Genomic DNA, 21,077 nt, shown 5'->3' with positions numbered 1-21,077 from the left:
CATCCGGTTTTGTTGCGCTGGAAACGCGCCTAGTTCCTATAGATTCCCCGCCTTCTTCCACCCCAGATACAACGTCACCAGCTCGGCCCCCAGTTCCCCGGGCCGGGCTTGCAGTACCGCCACGCCATGGGCGCTCAGGCGCTCATGCAGTTCGGCCCGGGCGTTCAGATAATCCACTGTTCCACAGTAGCTCAGGGCTTCGGGCAACGTTTGCACGGGCGTCTGGCGTAACCGGTCCAGCGCCTCTTCCCGCAGGCTCGCCACCAACACCCGATGCTGCTGGCCGAGCCGTTTGACGGCGGTTAGCAGTTCTTCGTCGTCCTCATCCCGAAGATTGGTCACCAGCACCACCAGGGCCCGGCGTTTTTGCCGGGTCAACAGTTGGTTGACGGCGGCCTGGTAGTCGGCGGGGCGCTGACTGCTGTCCAGGTCGTACACGGTGTTGAGCAGCACGTTGAGCTGGTTGGTGCCTTTGACCGGGGCGAGGTAGCGTGGCTGTTCGCTGGCGAAGGTGCTCAGGCCCACCGCATCGCCCTGGCGCAGGGCGGTGTAGCTGAGCAGCAGGCAGGCATTGAGCGCGTGATCGAAATGCGACAACTCGCCGTCCTGGCTGCGCATGCGCCGGCCGCAATCGAGCATGAAGATGATCTGCTGGTCACGCTCGTCCTCGTATTCACGGGCAATTGGCATGCGGTGGCGGGCAGTGGCCTTCCAGTCGATCTGGCGCAGGCTGTCGCCCTCGCGAAATTCGCGCAGTTGATGAAATTCCTGCCCCTGGCCGCGCCGTTGGCGCTGACGGATACCGAGCTGGCTGAGCCAGTTGTCCACAGCCAGCAGTTGACCTTCGTAGAGCCGGGCGAAATCCGGGTAGACGCGGATGTCTTCGAGCGCATCCATCAGGCGTTTTTGAGCCCACAGGCCCAACGGGCTCGGCAGGTTGACTTCGCAGTGTTCGAAGGTGAAGTGGCCGCGCTTGAGCGGGCGCAGGAGGTAGCCGACCTGACTGTGTTGGCCGGGTTGAAGCTCCACCACCAGGGGGAGGTTTTCGAAGTCCAGGCCATTGGGGACATGATCGAAGAGCCCGACCTCCAGCGGCTGCTCGAAGTCATGGCTGATCTCCAGACGAACCTCGCCCCAACGACCCAGGGCCAGGCTTACCGGCATCTGCCGTTGCACCCGGGGCGAAGGCAAGCGCCTGAGCCGCACGGCGTCAAGCAGCGCCAGGGCCAGCAAGGCCAACAGCAAGCCCCAGTTGATGGACAACAGGGTCGATGGGATCGCCACGCCCAGCGCCCGCAATGCGCCCAGGACGATGCCGAGGGCCAGCAGTGCCGCGAGCCAGATCAGGAGCAGGCGCGAGGGTTTCATGGGTGCGTTCCCATTGGAAGAAATGCAGAGCGCACTTTTGTGGCGAGGGGATTTATCCCCGTTGGCCGCGTAGCGGCCCCTAGCGGTGTGTCAGACAAAACCAGGGGGCCGCTTCGCAGCCCAGCGGGGATAAATCCCCTCGCCACAGAAGGTATCCTCGGCATGTTGGTATTATTCACAACCGCGGCGCCGGCACTTGATCGAGCAACTGCCCCAGCACCTGATCCACCGAGAGTCCTTCGATGTCCAGCTCCGGCGCCAGCCGCACGCGATGGCGCAGCACGGCCAGGGCGCAGCCCTTGATGTCGTCCGGCACCACGAACTCGCCGCCGCGCAACAACGCCCGCGCCCGGGCGCAGCGCACCAGGGCAATCGAGGCGCGCGGCCCGGCGCCGAGGGTCAGCCCCGGCCAGCTGCGAGTGGTGCGGGCCAGGCGCACGGCGTAGTCGAGCACCTGGTCGTCCATCGGTAGATCGCTGGCGATGCGTTGCAGGGCCTGCACGTCCTTGGCCTGCAACACCGTGCGCAACGGCTGTACATCAAGCATGTCGGCCCGGGTCGAGCGGCTGACCTGGCGCACCATGTTCAATTCCTGGTCGGCGTCGGGGTAGTCCATGCGCACCTTGAGCATGAAACGGTCGAGCTCGGCTTCCGGCAGCGGGTAGGTGCCTTCCTGTTCGATGGGGTTCTGGGTGGCGAGCACCATGAACGGTTGGGCGATGGGCAAGGCGCGGCCTTCGAGGGTGACCTGGCGCTCCTGCATGGCCTCGAGCAGCGCGGCCTGGGTCTTGGCCGGTGCGCGGTTGATCTCGTCGGCCAGCAGCAGGTTGGTGAACACCGGGCCCTTGCGCAGCTTGAATTGCTCGGTCTGCAGGTCGTACACCGCGTGCCCGGTGACGTCGCTGGGCATCAGGTCGGGGGTGAACTGGATGCGCGCGAACTCGCCACCGAAACAACGGGCCAGGGCACGCACCAGCAAGGTCTTGCCCAACCCGGGAACCCCTTCGAGCAGGACGTGACCACCGGCGATCAGCGCCGTGAGCACATCGTCGATCACCGCGCTCTGGCCGACCACCGCCTTGTGCAGTTCGCTGCGAATGGCCTGGGCCAACTGACTGGCGCGCTGGCGCTGTTGGACGGCGTGGGTCTGGCCGTCGGCAGGTTCGTTCTGTTCAGTCATAAGGCATTCCTGAGGGTTTGCAAATGGGCGACCTGGCGGCAGAACTCAGCGCTGGACATCCGCTTTTTCGGCCGGGGGCTCAAGGCCTGGCTGATGGCTCGCGTGGGTTGGCGGGTCAGGCGGGCGAGCACCTGCCATTGTTCGGCGACGGCCAGTTGTTCGAAACCGGGATGAAGATGGCGGGCCCGGCGCAGCACGTCCTGTTGCAAGGTCTGCAACAGCTGCTGCTGGCCATTGTGGCGCAGATGGAAACCGGCACTGGCCTGCAAGTGTTCTTCCAGCTGACGCCGCGCCTTGGGCGCCGGTTGCTGCAGCGGGCCATGGCGTACCGCCGAGCGCCAGAGCCACAGGGCAACCAGGGCCAGCAGCGCCACCAGTGCCTGGGGGAAATAGCGCAGCAGCAGGGTCAGCAGGTCGTCGTGATCGGTGTCGAACAGCAGCGTGACGTCTGTATCGGCGCTCAAATACCAGAGCAGCCAGGCGTTGTCGTACTGGTCGATGTGCTCGTTCTTCCATAGCTCGGCGTCGGTGATGACCGTGATCGTGCCCAAGCCGAGGGTCAGTTGCATCATGTGGGTCGCCAGGGCACTGTTGGCCCAGGCCTGGGCGAGGTTCTGCGGGTCTTCGAGGTGGAAGTCGGTGTCGAAGCCGATATACGCAGGCGCCTCTTCGTCTTCCAGGTACAATTTGGTCAGCTCTGGGTAACGATCCTTGATGAGCTCGGGGGCAGGCTCCTTGAGGTCTTCGCTCAGGAGTTGGCGCAGGTGCACGCGATCCAGCAGCAAGTCGCCGCTGCTACCGGTGCTGTTATCCCACAAGGCCTCGGCGACAAACAGCAAGCGTCCACCGGCCCGGGTCCAGTTCATCAACTGGTCGACTTCCCGTGGCGTCATGTGGGTACGTTCACCCAGCAACAGCAGGCTGCGCTGGCGAGGTTCCAAGGTGGGAAGCACGCTCAGGTTATTGGCGTGCTCGACGTTGATACCCTGCTTGCGCAAGAAGTGTTCGGCGGCCAGGTAAGGGTTGGCCTGGGCTTCGGGAGAAGGGCCGTGATCGAGGGTTTCCTGATACGGCACGGCTTTCACATAGAGATAAGTGCCCAATGCACCCACCAGCGCGACCAGCAGTGCGCCGGTCAGCAACCCTGCGCGCCGGCTCATCGAGACGCCCCCGGACCGAACAGCCCGCGCCAGCCGTCACACAGTTCCTGTTGCAGATGAGGCGGCGGTGCACGGTGCCCATAGGCAATGTTCTGCCAGTGCCGGGTCAGGCTTTCGCTGAAGCCCAGCAGGTTGGCCTGTTGAAGTTGTTCGACGCGTTGCAACACCTGGCCTTCGGTGTCGGCCGGCTTCAGCGGGACCTTGAAATCATGGTGCAAGCGACTGAGCAGGGCTCGGTAGAGCAGGCCCAGGGCCTCGCGGGGATTGTCGGACCATAACTGCTCGACGCTGGCAGCCACGTCGACCGGCAGGCTCTCTTGGCGGATATCCAGGCCGAACATCTGGGCCGGTGCCGGGCGTTCGACGGGTGTCCGTTTCATCGGCCGACGATTGGCCAGGGACTTGAGCCGTTCCCGATAGCGCCAGGCCAGCCAAACGATCGCGCTCACCAGGCAGGCCCACAGGGCGATCTGGATCAGCGCGGCGATGATGTCGAAGCGTTGGCTGCCCATCCATTTGAACATTGCCTTGAACCAGTCCGGGGCTTCGCTCTTTTGGGGGGCGTCGGTGGTTTCTTCGCCGAAACGATAGCGGGTGACCGTTTCCGGGTTCTTGAACGGCGGGGCGTCGAGGATCGCCTTGATGCTGTCTCGGGCCGCTTCGCTGGTGACGGGTTGATTGAGCAGCCGGGGGCTGTCGGGGGCGCTGTTGTCTTCGGCGGCCCAGGCCGGGGGCGACAGTGGCAGCAGCATCAATACCAAGAGCATCAGCACCGGGGCTGCGTTGCTCAGGCGTTGGCGCAGGCGACGGAACGCCAGTTCGATGTCCCAGCCCTCGAGGATCGTGCGCCGGTTCAGGTAGAGGCTGAAGCCGCAGGCGACATAGATCGGCTCCCAGACGATCAGCACGAGGGGATACAGGAAGTTCACCAGGTGTTCGAACCACAACCAGCCGTATTCCGTGGTGTCGAGCAGTGTCTGCCAGTCCCATTCCAGTTCGACCTGTTGCGGCACGAACAGATAGAACAGGGCCATCAGGCCGAACCACAAGGCGGTTTCCAGGTGCACGCCGATGATGGTCAGCCATTGCGCCACGCCGCCGTTGCGTTGCAACAGGACTCGCAAGCGCTGCTCCCGCGCCTCGCCGGCGAGCCCTTCCAGTTGCACCACGGGCATCAGGAAGCTGCGGTTCAGGCTCAGCCGTCGCCAGGTCAGGCTGGCGAACAATTGGGGCTTGAGCAACGCGGGCCACTGGCGCAAGGCCTGCTTCAACGTAGGCGTTTCGCCAAACAGCGCCTTGGAGAGAATGTACAGCGGCAGCCGGTCAAAGGCCGGTTTCAACCACCAGAACACCAGCACGACCAGGGACGGCGAATCCCACAACAACAGGGTCAGCAGCGCATACACCGGCAGCGTGACGATGGCCCAACTGCTCATCAGCAACCGTCGATGTTGCTGGCTCATCAGCACACCGAGGTCCATGGCTTCCCAGGTGGTGCGCGGGCGGATGACGACGGTGGCGTCACTCAGGCGCATGGCGGACCCGTCCGGCAAACAGCAGGTAACTGAGCACCAGCAGCCATAACAATGCACCGACCGTATATTTGGTGGCCGACGACACGGCACTGGACGACCAGTAAGCCTCGATGAACGCGGCGATGAGCAGGAACAGCATCACCCCGCCGATCATCAGCACGCTTTTGCCCGCGGCGAGCCGCAAGGCCTCGCCCCGGGTCAGGCGCCCCGGCGCGATCAAGGCCCAGCCCAGTTGCAGGCCAGCGGCGCCGGCCAGGGTGATGGCGGTGAGTTCGAAAGCGCCGTGGCCGATCACGAACGACCAGAACGTGCCGCCCGAACCGATCTGGGTCAGGTGGCCGGCCACCGCGCCAATGGTCAGGCCGTTGAAAAACAGGAAGAACGCGCTGCCCAGGCCAAACATCAAGCCACTGGCGAAGGTCTGAAAGGCAATGCCGATGTTGTGCATGATGTAGTAGCCGAACATCGCCCAATCCTCGCTGGACGCCCGCTCGATCGAGCGCCCCAAGTGCCCGGCGACTGGGTCGTACATGCCGCGGATCTGGCTGACTTCTTCGGCGCTCAGCAGGCTGTAGACCAACTCGGGAAACAGATAGACCAACAGCCCGATGCCCGCCAGGCTGCCCAGGAACATCACGCTGGCGACCAGCACGAAGCGCCATTGTTCGCGGACCAGCCGAGGAAACCCGGCGAGGATAAAGCTCGAGAGACTGGCCGATGGCCGGCTGCGATCCCGGTAGAGTTGCTGATGACCCCGCAGCGCCAATTGTTGCAGCGTGTCGATCAGCAAGCTGCTGTAGCCCCGCGCCTGGGCCAGTGCCAGATGATGGCAAAGCCGCCGATAGGCCGGCGGGAAATCGCTGCTTTGAGGCGCGTTGCGGCTGCGTTCCAATTGATCGAGCAGGCCCGACAAATGTGCCCATTCCCCTTGGTGGCGACTTTCGAACAGGCTTTGCTTCATGTTGGCCCCAACAGGCCGCGGGCGATGCCATTGAGTTCGGCCACGGCGCGGGGCGCCGGCACGTTCAAGGGCGCGGCCAGGATGCTCGCCAGTTCGTTGACCCGCGCCTGGGACAATTCGGCCTGGCGCTCGGCGAAACTCAGCACGGCGCGTTGCTCGTTCAGGCTCAGGGCAAACGGCGGGCGTAATGGTTGTACCAATGGCAGGGTGGGGCGTTTGACCGGTTGTTCGCGATACACCACCAGCGTGCCGGCCGCGAGATCGCCCAGGCGTTTGAAGGCCGGATGTTGCAGGCAACTGATTGCCCCGAAGGCATAGGCGAAGGGCAGCATGTCGACGAAGCGCAACAGGTTGCGGATGAGTGAGGCGGACCAGCCGATGGGGCGACCGTCGTCCTGTACCACGCGCAGTCCCATGATCTGCTTGCCGGGGGAGCGTCCCTGGTTCAGCACCTCGAACAGCACCATGTACCACCAGCTGATAACGAACAGCAGGATGGAACCCAGGCCGATGCCCAGCTCTCCGAAAAACGCCAGGATGAGAAAGAGCAGCCCCAGGACCAGCCCGCGTATGCCCAGGTCGATGGCGAAGGCCAATGAACGGGGCATCAACCCCGCCGGGCGCAGTGGCAGGTCAATGCCTTCGGGCGTTTCGACCTGATAGCGCGTGTCCAGGGGCGCCGGCAGCGTCGCGTTCCTTTGCAGTGCTGGTGTGTCGAGCATGGGCAACCTGAGTGATGGGCCGGGTCGATCGTTCTATGTCGGCGATGCTAGCAGTCTTCGCGCGGGCAAACGATATGTCGATGCCAGTCATTTCATTTCATGGATCGCAACGTGACTGAGGGGGTGAACACGATCTGGGCCATCCAGCAGGTCCCCTGTGGGAGCGAGCTTGCTCGCGATGGCGGCTGCACAGCCAGCATCACCGCAGGCTGACCCACCGCTATCGCGAGCAAGCTCGCTCCCACATTGGATGTTTCAAAAGTTACAGGACCGCTGGCCTGGGGCGGGTTCGAGCGCCTAGACTTCGCCAGTCTTCAGTTCAGGAACAGCCCGTGACTTCCATCTTCTGGTACGACTACGAAACCACCGGCATCAACCCGCGTTGCGACCGGCCCTTGCAAGTGGCGGGTATCCGTACCGACTTCGAGCTCAATGAAATCGACGCGCCGGTGAACCTGTATTGCCAGCCCAGCGATGACATCCTGCCCCATCCGGCGGCTTGTGCGATCACCGGCATCACTCCGGCGTGCCTGGCCGAAAAAGGCTTGAGCGAAGCCGATTTCATGACCCGGGTCCACGGGCAACTGGCCGCTCCCGGTACGTGTGGCGCCGGCTATAACACCCTGCGCTTCGACGATGAAATGACCCGCTACAGCCTTTATCGGAATTTTTTCGACCCCTATGCCCGGGAATGGCAGGGCGGTAACAGTCGCTGGGACCTGATCGACCTGGTGCGTGCCGCCTATGCGCTACGTCCGCAAGGCATCGTCTGGCCGCAGGAGGAGGGCCGCGTCACCCTCAAGCTCGAACGCCTGACCGCGGCCAATGGCATTGATCATGGCCAGGCGCATGATGCGTTGTCGGACGTGCGCGCGACCATCGCCCTGGCGCGCCTGATTCGCCAGCAGCAGCCCCGGCTCTACGACTGGCTGTTCCAGTTGCGCAGCAAACAGAAGGTGATGGACCAGATCCGCCTGTTGCAGCCGATGGTGCACATTTCCGGGCGTTTCTCGGCGGCGCGCAATTATATCGGCGTTGTCTTGCCGTTGGCCTGGCACCCGAAAAACCGTAACGCCCTGATTGTCTGCGACCTGCACCTGGACCCTCAGGGCTTGCTGGACCACGATGCCGAGGTGTTGCGTCAGCGTTTGTACACACGTCGTGAAGAACTGCTCGAAGGTGAGTTGCCCGTGCCGCTCAAGCTCATTCATATCAACAAGTGTCCGGTGGTTGCGCCGTTGTCGGTGCTGCGCGCCGAGGATCAACAGCGGCTGCAACTGGACATGGACGGTTATCAGGAGCGGGCGTCGCGACTAACTGACGCACAGGAAGTTTGGCAGGAGAAACTTCAGGCTATTTATGGCCGCGAGGATTTCACCGCCAGTGAGGATCCCGAACAACAGTTATACGCGGGCTTCATCGGCGACCGTGATCGTCGTTTATGTGAACAAGTCCGCCTGGCGGACCCGGCTCAATTGGCGCATGAACGCTGGCCATTCGATGACGAGCGCTTGCCGGAATTATTGTTTCGATATCGCGCGCGCAACTTTCCAGACACGTTGAATCCCGAAGAGCAAGGGCGCTGGAGACTTTTCTGTCAACAACGTCTGTCATCCCCGGAATGGGGAGCGCCTAATACCTTGAATAGTTTTGATGAGGCGATGGGAGAATGGATGGCCCTCTCTACCCCATTGCAGCAAGAGGTACTCATGGAATGGCAGGGCTACAGCCAACAATTGCGTAAACGGTTAAGCCTTTGAGCGGTGCCAAGAAGTAAGAAGATGACAGGCATAAAAAAACGCCAGCAATCGCTGGCGTTATTGTGTTCGCAAAGAAACGGTGCGAACCGGTGAGGCTCAACCCAGCAGGGTTGCCCAGCCTTCAACCACGTCACCGCCCCACTTGGCTTTCCACTCTTTCAGAGTCTTGTGGTTGCCACCTTTGGTTTCGATGACTTCGCCGTTGTGCGGGTTTTTGTATTGCTTAACTTTGCGAGCGCGCTTGGTGCCGGTAGTTTTTACCGCGCCACGTGGTGCTTTGCTCGACTTGGCTTCTGGATCCAGCAGGGCAATGATGTCGCGCAGGGACTTGGAGTACTCACCCATCAGCGTGCGCAGTTTACCTTCGAATTCCAGCTCGGTTTGCAGTTTGTCGTCTTGGGACAGGTTTTTCAGACGTGCTTGCAGTTCTTTGATGGCTTCTTCAGTGGCGCGGTATTCATTGATCAAGGACATTTGGACTACCTTATGTAGGACGCGGGTGACAAGGAGACAGTGCGGCAATAGTAATCAGACAGTTTCATCAAGTAAACATTTAAGCCGTGTTTTATTTAATTAATTAGTGCAGTGCCACAAAAACGGGCAGTGCAGTTAAATACTGTGAGCAGTCTCACATCTGTTCACACATATAGCCTGCCGTCACAGCCATGCCGTTCGCGGCCCAGGGGTGGCGCGATGGGCGCGGCGCGTCATCGATACTGCAGTTTTTTTGCGCAATGGCTAGAATGGCCGCCTTTGCGAAGTTCTGGAGTTCCCCTAATGCGCACTTTTCGGCTGGTGATTGCTTGCCCGGACCGCGTCGGCATCGTTGCTAAAGTCAGTAACTTTCTGGCGTCCCATAACGGCTGGATCACTGAAGCGAGCCACCACTCGGACAATCACAGTGGCTGGTTCTTCATGCGTCACGAGATTCGTGCCGACTCGCTGCCCTTCGGCATCGAAGCCTTTCGTGAGGCATTTGCACCGATTGCCGAAGAGTTCTCGATGGACTGGCGCATCACCGACACCGCGCAGAAAAAGCGCGTCGTGTTGATGGCCAGCCGCGAGTCTCACTGCCTGGCTGACTTGTTGCACCGCTGGCACAGCGATGAGCTCGATTGCGACATTGCCTGTGTCATTTCCAACCACGACGACTTGCGCAGCATGGTGGAGTGGCATGGCATCCCGTACTACCACGTACCGGTCAACCCGCAGGACAAGCAGCCGGCGTTTGCCGAAGTCTCGCGGCTGGTCAAGCAGCACGAGGCCGAGGTGGTGGTGCTGGCTCGCTACATGCAAATCCTGCCGCCCGCCTTGTGCCGCGAATACGCCCACCAGGTCATCAATATCCACCACAGTTTCCTGCCGTCGTTCGTCGGCGCCAAGCCGTACCACCAGGCGTCGATGCGTGGCGTGAAACTGATTGGCGCCACCTGCCACTACGTGACCGAAGAGCTGGACGCCGGCCCGATCATCGAGCAGGACGTGGTGCGCGTCAGCCACAGCGACAGCATCGAAGACATGGTGCGTTTCGGTCGTGATGTGGAGAAGATGGTGTTGGCGCGGGGCTTGCGCTATCACCTGGAAGACCGGGTATTGGTGCATGGCAACAAGACCGTGGTGTTCTGACTACACTCAAAGGGCCTGGACGAGCGATCGCCAGGCCCTTTTTTCATGAGGCCCACCATGACTGATCCATTGGATAAAGCCACTTCCCGTGCACCGGCGACCCTCGGCGAGGGCTGCCTGAGCCGCTACGACCCCGATGCGTTGGGGCCGGATGACGGCACTGAGTTTCCCGATGCCGCGCAATTGTGGGAGCAGTTACATCCTCAGGATGAGCCCGAACAGAAACGCTGATCGATCAGGCCTGCCTGAGCTTTATCAGCTTCTTGATCAATGGTCGCCCGACCATCAAAAAGAACACCGGCCCGCCCGCCACCAAATAAAAGTAATAGGTCACCGCTCGCCAGATCAGGATCGCCGCTGCCGCCGTGGATTTGCCCACCATGGGCGCCAACAGCGCCGCCGAGGTCACCTCTGCCGCCCCGGCACCGCCCGGCAATAGGCTGAATTGCCCCGCGCTCAGTGACAGCATCTGGATCAGGAAACTCCAGGCCCACTGCAAATCCGCGCCGAGCCCTTTCAACGCCAGGTACAACACGCTGTAGCGCAGCACCCAGTGGAGGCACGTCAGGCCGAAGACTTGGAACAAGGTCTGCCGTGGCAATTTCAAGGTGTCGGTAAAGGCCGCGAGAAAGTGCAGGATCTTGCGCGCCCAGCGTCGGCGGGTGCTGCTCTTGACCCGCAAATGGCACAGTAGCCGAGCGCCCAGCAGGATCAGTCGGCGATGGAAGCGGGCCACCAGTGCGCAGGCGAACAGTCCGCCAAACATTGAAACCGCAGTCAATCCCAACATCCATTCCATGCGCTGGCTGAGGTTCTGGAACAGCGCGTAAAACAAAATGCCCACCAAGGCGCAGAGGAAGAACAGCAGGTCGCTCAGCTGATCCATGGCAAACACGGCGCTACCATGGGCCGGCCGCACGCCGTTGCGCGCCAGCAGGGCCATCAGCGTCAGCGGCCCGCCACTGCCGCCGGGCGTGGCGCACATGGCGAACTCGGTGGACATCACCACGGCCATGCTTTTCAGCCCGCCGATGCGCCCACGGTGTTCACCCAGCAGCAACCGCAGGCGCACAGAGTTCAAACCCCAGCACAGCACAATCATGCCGAGCATGGTCAGCAGCAACGACAAGGGAAAGCGCTGCACCCGCGACCACATTTCCCCGCCGCCCACCAACAACGGCACCAGCAACGCCGTGAGCAGCGCAACGCCCAGCCAGATCAGCCGTTTCATGCGGCGCTGCTGACCCGCAGGCCCTGGGTGGCCAGCCAGCCGACCTTGGTCATCGGCACGCGACCGTCATGGAGCAGGCGTTCGAGGGTGCGCAGCCAGTAATCCCGGGAGAACCCGTGGCGCATGTCCACCGGGTGCAGGCCCAGGCGAATCACCGGGGCCTGGCGCCAGCGCTGTTCACGCTGGTCGCTGATGACTTTCGACAGGCCACGGCGCCAGGCACTGCGGGCGCTCCAGACCAGCCCCGGGGCGTCGATGGCAGTGAAGTCGGGCAGGCGATAAAGGTGTTGGGTGTCGCTGGTGTAGCTCAGCGGTAATTGGCGCAAGGCCTGGCGTGTGCCTTCGCTCATCAGCCAGGCCGGGGCGACAAAACCTTCCAGCGGCCAGTGGTAACGCTCAAAGGTTTCGATACCGGCGCGCAAGCGGGTGAGGGCGGCGTGCTCGGACAGGTTGTAGAACTCGCCTTCATGGGTATAGACCCGGCGCATGAACCAATCCTTGGGATGCCGGGCCGCAGGACCGTCGTCGCAATGGTAATAACCGTGCAACACCAGCTCGTCGCCACGCTCGACCCGGCTGTCGAGCAAGCGCCGAAAACCTGGGTGAGCCTCCAGGGCGTTGCGGCGGTGGAAGTCAGGCACCACCAGCCAGGTCATCGGCACCTGGCCAAGGGCGTCGACGGCTTCGACAAATGGCTGGTAGTCGGGCCAGGTTTGCGGCGCCACGTCGTGCAGCACCAATAACACGCTGGGCGAATGAGTCATCGACACGAACCCCGTCTCAACCATTGGCCAGCAGCGGCATCTGTTCGCCGAGCACGGCGTAATAATGTCCCAGCAAGCTGTTGACCACTGAATCCCAGGCGTAGTGGCGCTCCACATGACGACGCGCCAACGCGCCACGGCGCTGGCAGCCTTCGGCGAAGAGTTGCCGCACGGCGTTGGCCATGGCCTGTGGGTTATCGGGTGTGCACAGCAAGCCGCAATCTTCGTGGACGATCTCAGTGAAGGCCCCGGCCGCCACCGCCACCACGGGAATACCGCTGGCCATGGCTTCGAGGATTACCAGGCCGAAGGTTTCCTGGTCACCGGCGTGCAGCAGGGCATCGGCACTGGCCATGAGCCGGGCGACTTGCGGCGCCGGGCAGAACTCATCGACCACCGTGACGTTGTCCGGCACCACCGCGGGCATCGACGAACCCACCAGCAGCAGGTGGTAGCGCTCGCCCAGGCGTTTCATGCACTTGAGCAGCACCGGCAGGTTTTTTTCCTTGGAGCCGCGACCGGCGAAAATCAGCAGGCGCGTGTCCTCGGCGATACCCAGTTCGGCACGCAACTCCGGATCGCGAGCGGCGGGGTTGAAGGTTTGAAGGTCCACGCCCAAAGGTTGCACGTAGACGTTCTTGACGCCCAGCCCGGCCAGTTTGTCGGCCATGACCTGGCTCGGCGCCAGGACTCGGTCGAAATTGCCATACAACTTGCTGACATAAGCTTCGATATTGGGCGTGAACCAGTTGCCCATGCGATTGCTCACCAGCAGCGGCAGGTCGGAATGATAAAAACCGATCACGGGCACATCGAGCTGACGCCGGGCATCCAGGGCGGCCCACGCGGTGAGGTAGGGATCGCCCACTTCAATCAGGTCCGGTTGCAGGTCGCGCAGGACATTACGCCAGGGGGCCAGGCGAAGCGGGAAACGATAGCCCTTGCCGAACGGCAGGGCAGGGGCCGGAACCTTGTAGATCCCATCGTGCTCGCTCAAATGCGCGCCGGGGATCAACAGGCTATGGCGAATACCGGGCCGATCGCCCAGGCGCCGGTGCTTGGCATCCAGATAAGTGCGCACGCCTCCGCTGGCGGGGGCGTAGAACATGGTTATGTCCGCTATATGCACGATGAACATCCCTCCGGTCAGTGTTCTCCTGTGTTGACCTTTATGAAGAATAGATGTTCGGTTGGGGTTGTGTGGCAAACGGGATGCCAGTGGGGATTGGTTTGTCTGACAGGTCCCCATCGCGAGCAAGCTCGCTCCCACATGGGATCTATGTTCCAGCCGGAATCCTGTGGGAGCGAGCTTGCTCGCGATGAGGCCAGCCCGGACTCGCAGGCTTTTATTCCTGCTACCGGGTCTAAATGCTCCGGGCGTGCTTTTATATAAGCGTGCAAAATGGCGTCATACCGCAACTATCACAGGTGACCAAATGCCTGACTCATCGCAACTCGTTATCGGTGCCGACCTTGCCGGCCAGCCCATCGTCCAGGCCATGCGCCTGGCGAACCGTCATGGTCTGGTGGCGGGTGCCACCGGTACCGGCAAGACCGTCACCTTGCAGCGCCTGGCCGAGATGTTCAGCGATGCCGGCGTGGCGGTGTTCGCCGCGGACATCAAAGGTGACTTGTGCGGCCTCGGCGCCGCCGGCAACCCCCAGGGCAAGATCGCCGAGCGCATCGCCGGGATGCCTTGGCTGGGCCACAAGCCTCAGGCTTATCCCGTGACGTTGTGGGACATCCACGGTCAATCGGGTCATCCGTTGCGCACCACGCTGAGTGAAATGGGCCCCTTGCTGATCGGCAGCCTGCTTGAGCTGACAGACAGCCAGCAATCGGCGTTGTATGCCGCCTTCAAGGTCGCCGACCGCGAAGGCTTGTTGCTGCTGGATCTCAAGGACCTGAAGGCGCTGCTCAATCACCTCAAGGACAATCCCGAGTTGCTGGGGGACGATGCGGCGTTGATGACCACCGGTTCCAGCCAGGCTTTGTTGCGGCGCTTGTCGACCCTGGAGCAGCAGGGCGCGGACGCGTTGTTTGGTGAGCCGGCCTTGCAGCTCGAAGACATCCTGCAACCGGCCAGCGATGGCCGTGGTCGCATCCACTTGCTGGACGCCAGCCGTCTGGTGCATGAAGCACCGAAGGTCTACGCGACGTTCCTGCTGTGGCTACTGGCTGAGCTGTTCGAGCAATTGCCCGAGCGCGGCGATGCGGACAAACCGCTGCTGGCGCTGTTCTTCGATGAGGCGCACCTGCTGTTTGCCGGTACGCCCAAGGCCTTGCAGGAACGTTTGGAACAAGTGGTGCGGCTTATCCGTTCCAAGGGCGTCGGGGTGTATTTCGTGACCCAGTCGCCGGGAGATTTGCCAGACGATGTACTGGCGCAGTTGGGGTTGCGCATCCAGCATGGCCTGCGGGCCTTTACCGCCAAGGAGCAGAAATCGCTGCGGGCGGTGGCGGATGGTTTCCGGCCGAACCCGCAATTCGATGCCCTGGCGGTACTGACCGAACTTGGCATCGGTGAAGCCTTGGTGGGTACCTTGCAGGAAAAAGGCACGCCGGAGATGGTCCAGCGCGTGTTGGTGGCGCCACCGCAGTCGCGCATCGGGCCGCTGAGCGAGGCTGAGCGTGCCGGGCTGATCGCCACTTCACCGTTGCGGGGGCGTTATGACAAGCCGATTGATCGTGAGTCGGCCTATGAAGTGTTGATGGGGCGTAAGGGGTTGGAGCCTCAGGCCGAAGTGGTTCCGGGTAAACCGGCGGGCGAAGAGCCGAGTTTTACTGAAAAGGCTGGGGAGTTCCTCGGTACGGCGGCTGGCCAGGCGTTGAAATCGGCGATGCGCCAGGCGGCCAATCAGTTGGGGCGGCAGTTGGTGCGGGGGTTGATGGGGTCGTTGTTGGGGGGAGCAAGCGTCGGTAGGCAAGACTGAGTTGCTTTCACAAGGGAGGTGGGAGTTTGTGTGTATATCCGTTTTTTTGGTAACGGCTACTGGCGGTTCCGCCCTTACGGGGGACTGTCAGATATTTTGTGTGCGGGCCGGTAACGGCCTGCCGTTAGGCAGGCCATGCTTTTACCAGGTCGGTCTGATAAATCGATCTCCGTACAGAATCGCGAATTGATTCATCGCACTTTTCCAGTCATGGGCCGCTGAACCCCAGTTTGCTGTGATATTGCGCAGCCCAAGCCAGATCAGCTTGGTCGCCGCATCGTCGGTCGGGAAGTGGCCTCGGGTCTTGATGATCTTGCGCAGTTGAGCGTTGATGCTCTCAATGGCGTTGGTCGTGTAGATCACTTTTCGGATCGCCGGCGGGAAAACGAAAAAAGGAATCACACGATCCCAAGCGCGGCGCCAAGCAGCCACTACCGTCGGATACTGCTTGCCCCATGGCCCGCTTTCAAACGCATCCAGCGCTTGCTCGGCCGCTTCGGCGGTGACTGCCTGATAGATCGGTTTGAGCGCCTTGGCCAGTTCGCGGCGCTTATCCCAAGCCGCGTAATCAAGACTGTTGCGGATCAGATGAACAATGCATGTTTGCAGTGTCGTGTCCGGAAATACAGCGCTGAGAGCTTCCGGCATGCCTTTAAGGCCATCGGTCACAGCAATCAACACGTCTTCGACGCCGCGTGTCTTGAGGTCGTTGAACACCTTCATCCAGAATTTGGCGCCCTCGGTCGTTTCGATCCAAATGCCGAGAATATCGCGTGTTCCGTCAGGCAAAACACCCAAGGCCAGGTAGATTGCCTTGTTGCGAACCAGCCCCTCTTCGCGGATTTTGACCCGCAGAGCATCGAAGAAAATAACCGGATACATCGGCTCCAAAGGCCGCTGTTGCCAGGCACCGATCTCTGCCATGACTTCGTCGGTTACAGAGCTAATGAAGTCGGGAGAAACGTCCGTACCGTACTGCTCGGAAAGAAACGCACGGATCTCTCTAACAGTCATTCCGCGGGCATACATGGCGATGATCTTGTCGTCGAACCCAGTGTAACGCCGCTCGTGTTTGGGGATCAGGATGGGAGAAAAACTGCCGTCCCGGTCGCGAGGAATATCCAGTCGGAGCGGACCATCACCGGTTAGAACCGTCTTGCCGCTTTTGCCATTGCGCTGGTTGGTTTCATCCTCTGGGCGCTGCGCGCCCGGCGGATAGCCCAGGTGGTGGCCAAGCTCAGCACTCAAGGCTCGCTCGATCAAAGCCTTCTTGAACGCCGCAGAGGCATCCTCAATGGCTTCAGCGGTCATCGGTCCATCGGTAAATTGCTCAAGCAGCTCTTTCGGGATTTTCGGCAGCTCTCGCAACGCGGGTTTCTTCTTGGTTGGCATACATGCACCTCTTACTCATGTTATGCCCGAACACAAAATTTCTGACACCCCCCCCTTACGGCGGGTCACTTTCGAAAAGCGCGAAAGTAACCAAAGCGCTCTTGCCCCACCACTTGGTGCCTCGCCTAGGCTCGGCATGCCCTCACTCCGGCATTGCTCCGTGGGCCCGCCGCGAAGGACCATCCATGGTCCAGCGCGGCTACCTCGGCATCCATGCCGAGGTGCCCACTGCGCAATGCCTGCGTTCGGCCAGCGTGGTTTAACGGGGCGCCCGGATCAAGATCAAAAGCAGAGCAAGAGCAAGAGCAAGAGCAAGAGCAAGAGCAGGGCACTTCCAGCATCTATGTGGCTGAACCACCGCTATCGCGAGCAAGCTCGCTCCCACATGGGGGTTGCGGGTGTTCACAGCATCTGCATGCGACACAAAAACCTGTGGGAGCGAGCTTGCTCGCGATGAGGCCAGCTCATTCAACATCTTTCATCGACAGTGACACCGCCTTCGCGAGCAGGCTCGCTCCCACAGGAGAAACGCGATCACCCTAAACCAGGCCGGCTCTCAGGCCGCCTCGCGGTGGACGTTGATCTCGGCGCCCCATTAACCACGCTGGCCGAACGCAGGCATTGCGCAGTGGGCATCCCGGCATGGATGCCGGGATAGCTGCGCTGGGCCATGGATGGCCCTTCGCAGCGGGCCCACGGAGCAATGCCGGAGTGAGGGCATGCCGAGCCTAGGCGAGGCACCAAGTGGTGGGGCATGTAGCGTTTTGCTTACTTTTGCGCTTCTCAAAAGTGAGCCGCTGTAAGAGCGGAACCGTCAGTAGCCGTTACCAAAAAAACGGATATACACACAATCTACAACCCCACCCATAGCGGTCCCACACCCAACCGAGACCCCCAGATCAATCCTTGGGCCGAGCATGCGCCGCCAACCGCTCCAACGCCGCCCGCAGATTGGGATCGCTAATGCCATCCGCCGTAGCCTGGATGGTCGCGGCCGCATCGGTGGAAAGGTCCAGGGTGTGCCCCTTGACGCCAACCTGCACCGTAGGCGGCTGCACCTTGAACAAAATCCGCGTCAGGCTGGCGAACTCTTCAAAGGCCTGCAATTGACGCAGCAGACGCTTTTGCTGATAGCGCAAACGCGTGGCCCAGTGGCCGTCGGTGACGATCAGCAACAAACTGCCTTCGCGCCAGGACGCCACATGGCAATGCTCGCGGGCAGCAGGCTGCAACTGGCTGTCCAGCAAGCGCTGCAAGTGACCCAGTCGTTTGGCGTGGCCGAAGATGGCTTTGAGCGGCTTGGCTTCGCGCAGCAGAACGGCGGGAGCCTTGGCTGGAAGGGGGCGAAAGGCCATGAACGAATACCGCAAGTGACAGAGGCGCCATGGTAGCAGAAAGCGCCGGGCGCGCCTCGACCCTGCTGCCCAGCGGCTTTTACCTGCACAATCAAAGCGTAACTTCTGCGTTTTGTGGGTTGAAGTTCGCGCAAAAGCCCTTATTTTAGGGAAGCCCCGTCACAGCGCTGTGCCAGCATCGTGGAATAACGCCACTTTCCTCTCCATCGTTTCCGGGTAGAATGCTCGTTCGCATGCGGCCATGAGGGCTGCACGGGCGACTCACGGGGCCGCCCTCCATCCCTTTAGTGTGGAAGATCCTGCCGATATGTTTGCGCCTTTGTTAAAGAAACTTTTTGGAAGCAAGAACGAGCGTGAAGTCAAACGCATGCTCAAGACGGTACAGACTGTCAATGCCTTCGAAGAGCAAATGGTGGCCCTTTCGGACGATCAGTTACGCGCCAAGACTGCCGAATTCAAGGACCGCATCGCCAAGGGGGCAACCCTTGACCAGCTCCTGCCCGAAGCCTTTGCGGTCGCTCGCGAAGCCGGCAAGCGGGTCATGGGCATGCGCCACTTCGACGTTCAGTTGATCGGCGGCATGACCTTGCACGAAGGTAAGATCGCCGAAATGCGCACCGGTGAGGGCAAGACCCTCGTGGCGACCTTGGGCGTCTACCTCAACGCACTGTCCGGTAAAGGCGTGCACGTGGTGACGGTCAACGACTACCTGGCCCGCCGCGACGCCAACTGGATGCGCCCGCTCTACGAATTCCTCGGCCTGACCGTTGGCGTCGTCACGCCATTCCAGCCGCCGGAAGAGAAGCGCGCCGCCTACGCTTCCGACATCACCTACGGCACCAACAACGAATTCGGTTTCGACTACCTGCGCGACAACATGGCGTTCAGCATGGAAGAAAAATTCCAGCGTGAACTCAACTTTGCCGTGATCGACGAAGTCGACTCCATCCTCATCGACGAAGCCCGTACCCCGCTGATCATTTCCGGTCAGGCCGAGGACAGCTCCAAGCTGTACATCGAGATCAACAAACTGATCCCGCAGCTCACGTTGCACGTCGAGGAAGTCGAAGGCGAAGTGACCCAGCCCGGGCACTACACCGTTGACGAGAAGACCCGCCAGGTCGAGCTCAACGAAGCCGGTCACCAGTTCGTCGAAGAAATGCTCACCCGTGTCGGCTTGCTGGCTGAAGGCGAGAGCCTGTACTCGGCCCACAACCTGGGCTTGCTGACCCACGTTTATGCCGGCCTGCGTGCCCACAAGCTGTTCCATCGCAACGTCGAATACATCGTGCAGGATGGCCAGGTCGTGCTGGTGGACGAACACACCGGCCGTACCATGCCGGGCCGTCGTCTGTCCGAAGGCCTGCACCAGGCCATCGAGGCCAAGGAAAACCTGAACATCCAGGCCGAGAGCCAGACCCTGGCCTCGACCACCTTCCAGAACTACTTCCGCCTGTACAACAAACTGTCGGGCATGACCGGTACCGCCGACACCGAAGCGTTCGAATTCCATCAGATCTACGGCCTGCAAGTGATGGTGATTCCGCCGAACAAGCCGTTGGCTCGTAAAGACTACAACGACCTGGTGTTCCTGACCGCCGAGGAGAAATACGCGGCCATCATCGCCGATATCAAGGAGTGCATGGCCCAGGGCCGTCCGATCCTGGTGGGTACCGCCACCATCGAGACCTCCGAGCACATGTCTGCCTTGCTCAACAAGGAAGGTATCGAGCACAAGGTCCTCAACGCCAAGTTCCACGAGAAGGAAGCCGAGATCATCGCCCAGGCCGGTCGCCCGGGTGCGCTGACCATCGCCACCAACATGGCGGGTCGTGGTACTGACATCCTGCTGGGCGGCAACTGGGAAGTGGAAGTCGCCAGCCTGGAAAACCCGACCCCCGAGCAGATCGCGCAGATCAAGGCCGACTGGCAGAAGCGTCACCAGCAGGTGCTCGAGTCCGGCGGTTTGCAGGTGATTGCATCCGAACGTCACGAATCGCGCCGTATCGACAACCAGCTGCGTGGCCGTGCCGGTCGCCAGGGCGACGCCGGTTCCAGCCGTTTCTACCTGTCCCTGGAAGACAGCCTGATGCGCATCTTCGCCTCTGACCGGGTGAAGAACTTCATGAAGGCCCTGGGCATGCAGCCGGGCGAGGCGATCGAGCACCGCATGGTGACCAACGCCATCGAGAAGGCCCAACGCAAGGTCGAAGGCCGCAACTTCGATATTCGTAAGCAACTGCTCGAGTTCGACGACGTCAACAACGAACAGCGTAAAGTGATCTATCACATGCGTAACAGTTTGTTGGCCGCCGACAACATTGGCGAAACCATCGCCGATTTCCGACAGGACGTGCTCAACGCAACGGTCAGCGCCCACATTCCGCCGCAATCGTTGCCGGAGCAGTGGGACGTCGCCGGCCTGGAAGCCGCCTTGCAGAGTGACTTTGGCGTGGCCTTGCCGATCCAGCAATGGCTCGACGAAGACGACCACCTGTACGAAGAAACCCTGCGCGAGAAGCTGCTGGCCGAGCTGATCGCCGCTTACAACGAGAAAGAAGACCAGGCGGGCGCCGAAGCGCTGCGTTCCTTCGAGAAGCAAATTGTGCTGCGAGTCCTGGACGACCTGTGGAAAGACCACCTGTCGACCATGGATCACCTGCGTCACGGTATCCATTTGCGTGGTTACGCCCAGAAGAACCCGAAGCAGGAGTACAAGCGCGAGTCCTATACGCTGTTCTCCGAATTGCTGGATTCGATCAAGCGCGACTCGATTCGTGTGCTGTCCCACGTCCAGGTTCGTCGCGAAGACCCGGTCGAAGAGGAAGCCCGCCTGCGCCAGGAAGCCGAAGCCCTGGCCGCGCGCATGCAGTTCGAACACGCCGAAGCCCCTGGCCTGGAAGTGGTCGCCGAAGAGGGCGTCGATGTGGATGTCGCCCTGGCCACCGCGCCGGTGCGTAACGAACAGAAGCTGGGCCGTAACGAACTGTGCTATTGCGGTTCGGGCAAGAAATACAAGCATTGCCACGGGCAGATCCAGTAACCCCGTTTCAACGCTGAACCACCCGCGCCGCGACCGGCCTCCAGCCG

17 protein-coding genes are annotated in these 21,077 nt (G+C 61.4%); 5 read left to right on the top strand and 12 right to left on the bottom strand.

Annotated features, from left to right (window positions below; all coding sequences use genetic code 11):
- Positions 1-36: 36 nt before the first annotated feature.
- The 6 genes from CD58_RS22795 to CD58_RS22770 form a co-directional block, all read right to left on the bottom strand.
- Positions 37-1,368 carry a DUF58 domain-containing protein gene (locus tag CD58_RS22795; protein ID WP_025215257.1) on the bottom strand — a complete coding sequence of 444 codons (1,332 nt, stop codon included), beginning with the start codon at positions 1,366-1,368 and terminating at the stop codon, positions 37-39.
- 175 nt (positions 1,369-1,543) lie between these two features.
- Entirely contained in the window at positions 1,544-2,548 is a 1,005-nt protein-coding gene (locus CD58_RS22790; RefSeq protein WP_025215256.1) for an AAA family ATPase, read from the bottom strand.
- Positions 2,545-3,708, bottom strand: a complete 1,164-nt coding sequence (locus CD58_RS22785) for a DUF4350 domain-containing protein (RefSeq protein ID WP_025215255.1) — start codon at positions 3,706-3,708, stop codon at positions 2,545-2,547. The genes CD58_RS22790 and CD58_RS22785 overlap by 4 nt, the downstream gene beginning before the upstream one ends.
- On the bottom strand, positions 3,705-5,243 hold the full coding sequence (locus CD58_RS22780; protein WP_025215254.1) for a DUF4129 domain-containing protein: 1,539 nt from the start codon (positions 5,241-5,243) through the stop codon (positions 3,705-3,707). Before CD58_RS22780 ends, CD58_RS22785 begins: the two co-directional genes overlap by 4 nt.
- Positions 5,230-6,204, bottom strand: a complete 975-nt coding sequence (locus tag CD58_RS22775; RefSeq protein ID WP_025216288.1) for a stage II sporulation protein M — start codon at positions 6,202-6,204, stop codon at positions 5,230-5,232. Before CD58_RS22775 ends, CD58_RS22780 begins: the two co-directional genes overlap by 14 nt.
- Positions 6,201-6,926, bottom strand: coding sequence for an RDD family protein (locus CD58_RS22770; RefSeq protein ID WP_025215253.1), 726 nt, complete (start codon positions 6,924-6,926; stop codon positions 6,201-6,203). Before CD58_RS22770 ends, CD58_RS22775 begins: the two co-directional genes overlap by 4 nt.
- 332 nt (positions 6,927-7,258) lie before the next feature.
- Here CD58_RS22770 and sbcB point away from each other — a divergent pair, with 332 nt between their 5' ends.
- Positions 7,259-8,686, top strand: coding sequence for an exodeoxyribonuclease I (gene sbcB / locus CD58_RS22765; RefSeq protein ID WP_025215252.1), 1,428 nt, complete (start codon positions 7,259-7,261; stop codon positions 8,684-8,686).
- 96 nt (positions 8,687-8,782) lie between these two features.
- Here sbcB and mvaT read toward each other — a convergent pair whose 3' ends face one another.
- Positions 8,783-9,160 (bottom strand): histone-like nucleoid-structuring protein MvaT, encoded by a 378-nt coding sequence (gene mvaT, locus CD58_RS22760; protein ID WP_003205091.1) that lies wholly within the window; start codon positions 9,158-9,160, stop codon positions 8,783-8,785.
- A 303-nt stretch (positions 9,161-9,463) separates the two neighbouring features.
- Between mvaT and purU the strand changes: the two genes are divergently transcribed.
- Positions 9,464-10,312 carry a formyltetrahydrofolate deformylase gene (gene purU, locus CD58_RS22755; RefSeq protein WP_025215251.1) on the top strand — a complete coding sequence of 283 codons (849 nt, stop codon included), beginning with the start codon at positions 9,464-9,466 and terminating at the stop codon, positions 10,310-10,312.
- Positions 10,313-10,369: 57 nt separating this feature from the next.
- Complete coding sequence (locus CD58_RS31300; protein WP_200868893.1) at positions 10,370-10,543, top strand: hypothetical protein; 174 nt, start codon at positions 10,370-10,372, stop codon at positions 10,541-10,543.
- A gap of 4 nt (positions 10,544-10,547) precedes the next feature.
- On the opposite strand, the gene CD58_RS22750 is transcribed toward CD58_RS31300, so the two are convergent.
- From CD58_RS22750 to CD58_RS22740, 3 genes are read right to left on the bottom strand one after another with little or no spacing between them, the layout of a single operon-like run.
- Positions 10,548-11,543: a lysylphosphatidylglycerol synthase transmembrane domain-containing protein gene (locus CD58_RS22750; protein WP_025215250.1), complete on the bottom strand. Its 996-nt coding sequence runs from the start codon at positions 11,541-11,543 to the stop codon at positions 10,548-10,550.
- Positions 11,540-12,307: a DUF2334 domain-containing protein gene (locus CD58_RS22745; protein WP_038436711.1), complete on the bottom strand. Its 768-nt coding sequence runs from the start codon at positions 12,305-12,307 to the stop codon at positions 11,540-11,542. Before CD58_RS22745 ends, CD58_RS22750 begins: the two co-directional genes overlap by 4 nt.
- 16 nt (positions 12,308-12,323) lie before the next feature.
- Positions 12,324-13,445, bottom strand: coding sequence for a glycosyltransferase family 4 protein (locus CD58_RS22740; protein ID WP_025215248.1), 1,122 nt, complete (start codon positions 13,443-13,445; stop codon positions 12,324-12,326).
- Positions 13,446-13,743: 298 nt separating this feature from the next.
- Between CD58_RS22740 and CD58_RS22735 the strand changes: the two genes are divergently transcribed.
- On the top strand, positions 13,744-15,240 hold the full coding sequence (locus CD58_RS22735; protein ID WP_025215247.1) for a helicase HerA-like domain-containing protein: 1,497 nt from the start codon (positions 13,744-13,746) through the stop codon (positions 15,238-15,240).
- Positions 15,241-15,381: 141 nt separating this feature from the next.
- On the opposite strand, the gene CD58_RS22730 is transcribed toward CD58_RS22735, so the two are convergent.
- Together CD58_RS22730 and CD58_RS22725 are read right to left on the bottom strand one after the other, a co-directional pair.
- Complete coding sequence (locus CD58_RS22730) at positions 15,382-16,632, bottom strand: IS256 family transposase (protein WP_025211138.1); 1,251 nt, start codon at positions 16,630-16,632, stop codon at positions 15,382-15,384.
- Between the two features lie 899 nt (positions 16,633-17,531).
- Entirely contained in the window at positions 17,532-17,987 is a 456-nt protein-coding gene (locus CD58_RS22725; RefSeq protein ID WP_003178559.1) for a DUF721 domain-containing protein, read from the bottom strand.
- Between the two features lie 307 nt (positions 17,988-18,294).
- Between CD58_RS22725 and secA the strand changes: the two genes are divergently transcribed.
- Positions 18,295-21,030 (top strand): preprotein translocase subunit SecA, encoded by a 2,736-nt coding sequence (secA, locus tag CD58_RS22720; protein ID WP_025215246.1) that lies wholly within the window; start codon positions 18,295-18,297, stop codon positions 21,028-21,030.
- Positions 21,031-21,077: the final 47 nt, after the last annotated feature.

The organism is Pseudomonas brassicacearum (assembly GCF_000585995.1).
In the GTDB taxonomy this organism is placed as follows: Bacteria; Pseudomonadota; Gammaproteobacteria; order Pseudomonadales; family Pseudomonadaceae; genus Aquipseudomonas; species Aquipseudomonas brassicacearum_A.
Note: the sequence above shows the minus strand (reverse complement) of the source record. Positions and strands in the feature narration are given on the sequence as shown.

Bases quoted from the DNA above. Each gene is read 5' to 3' on its own strand.
- CD58_RS22795 (WP_025215257.1), bottom strand. From the start codon at position 1,368: ATGAAACCCTCGCGCCTGCTCCTGATCTGGCTCGCGGCACTGCTGGCC.
- CD58_RS22790 (WP_025215256.1), bottom strand. From the start codon at position 2,548: ATGACTGAACAGAACGAACCTGCCGACGGCCAGACCCACGCCGTCCAA.
- CD58_RS22785 (WP_025215255.1), bottom strand. From the start codon at position 3,708: ATGAGCCGGCGCGCAGGGTTGCTGACCGGCGCACTGCTGGTCGCGCTG.
- CD58_RS22780 (WP_025215254.1), bottom strand. From the start codon at position 5,243: ATGCGCCTGAGTGACGCCACCGTCGTCATCCGCCCGCGCACCACCTGG.
- CD58_RS22775 (WP_025216288.1), bottom strand. From the start codon at position 6,204: ATGAAGCAAAGCCTGTTCGAAAGTCGCCACCAAGGGGAATGGGCACAT.
- CD58_RS22770 (WP_025215253.1), bottom strand. From the start codon at position 6,926: ATGCTCGACACACCAGCACTGCAAAGGAACGCGACGCTGCCGGCGCCC.
- mvaT (WP_003205091.1), bottom strand. From the start codon at position 9,160: ATGTCCTTGATCAATGAATACCGCGCCACTGAAGAAGCCATCAAAGAA.
- purU (WP_025215251.1), top strand. From the start codon at position 9,464: ATGCGCACTTTTCGGCTGGTGATTGCTTGCCCGGACCGCGTCGGCATC.
- CD58_RS31300 (WP_200868893.1), top strand. From the start codon at position 10,370: ATGACTGATCCATTGGATAAAGCCACTTCCCGTGCACCGGCGACCCTC.
- CD58_RS22750 (WP_025215250.1), bottom strand. From the start codon at position 11,543: ATGAAACGGCTGATCTGGCTGGGCGTTGCGCTGCTCACGGCGTTGCTG.
- CD58_RS22745 (WP_038436711.1), bottom strand. From the start codon at position 12,307: ATGACTCATTCGCCCAGCGTGTTATTGGTGCTGCACGACGTGGCGCCG.
- CD58_RS22740 (WP_025215248.1), bottom strand. From the start codon at position 13,445: ATGTTCATCGTGCATATAGCGGACATAACCATGTTCTACGCCCCCGCC.
- CD58_RS22735 (WP_025215247.1), top strand. From the start codon at position 13,744: ATGCCTGACTCATCGCAACTCGTTATCGGTGCCGACCTTGCCGGCCAG.
- CD58_RS22730 (WP_025211138.1), bottom strand. From the start codon at position 16,632: ATGCCAACCAAGAAGAAACCCGCGTTGCGAGAGCTGCCGAAAATCCCG.
- CD58_RS22725 (WP_003178559.1), bottom strand. From the start codon at position 17,987: ATGGCCTTTCGCCCCCTTCCAGCCAAGGCTCCCGCCGTTCTGCTGCGC.
- secA (WP_025215246.1), top strand. From the start codon at position 18,295: ATGTTTGCGCCTTTGTTAAAGAAACTTTTTGGAAGCAAGAACGAGCGT.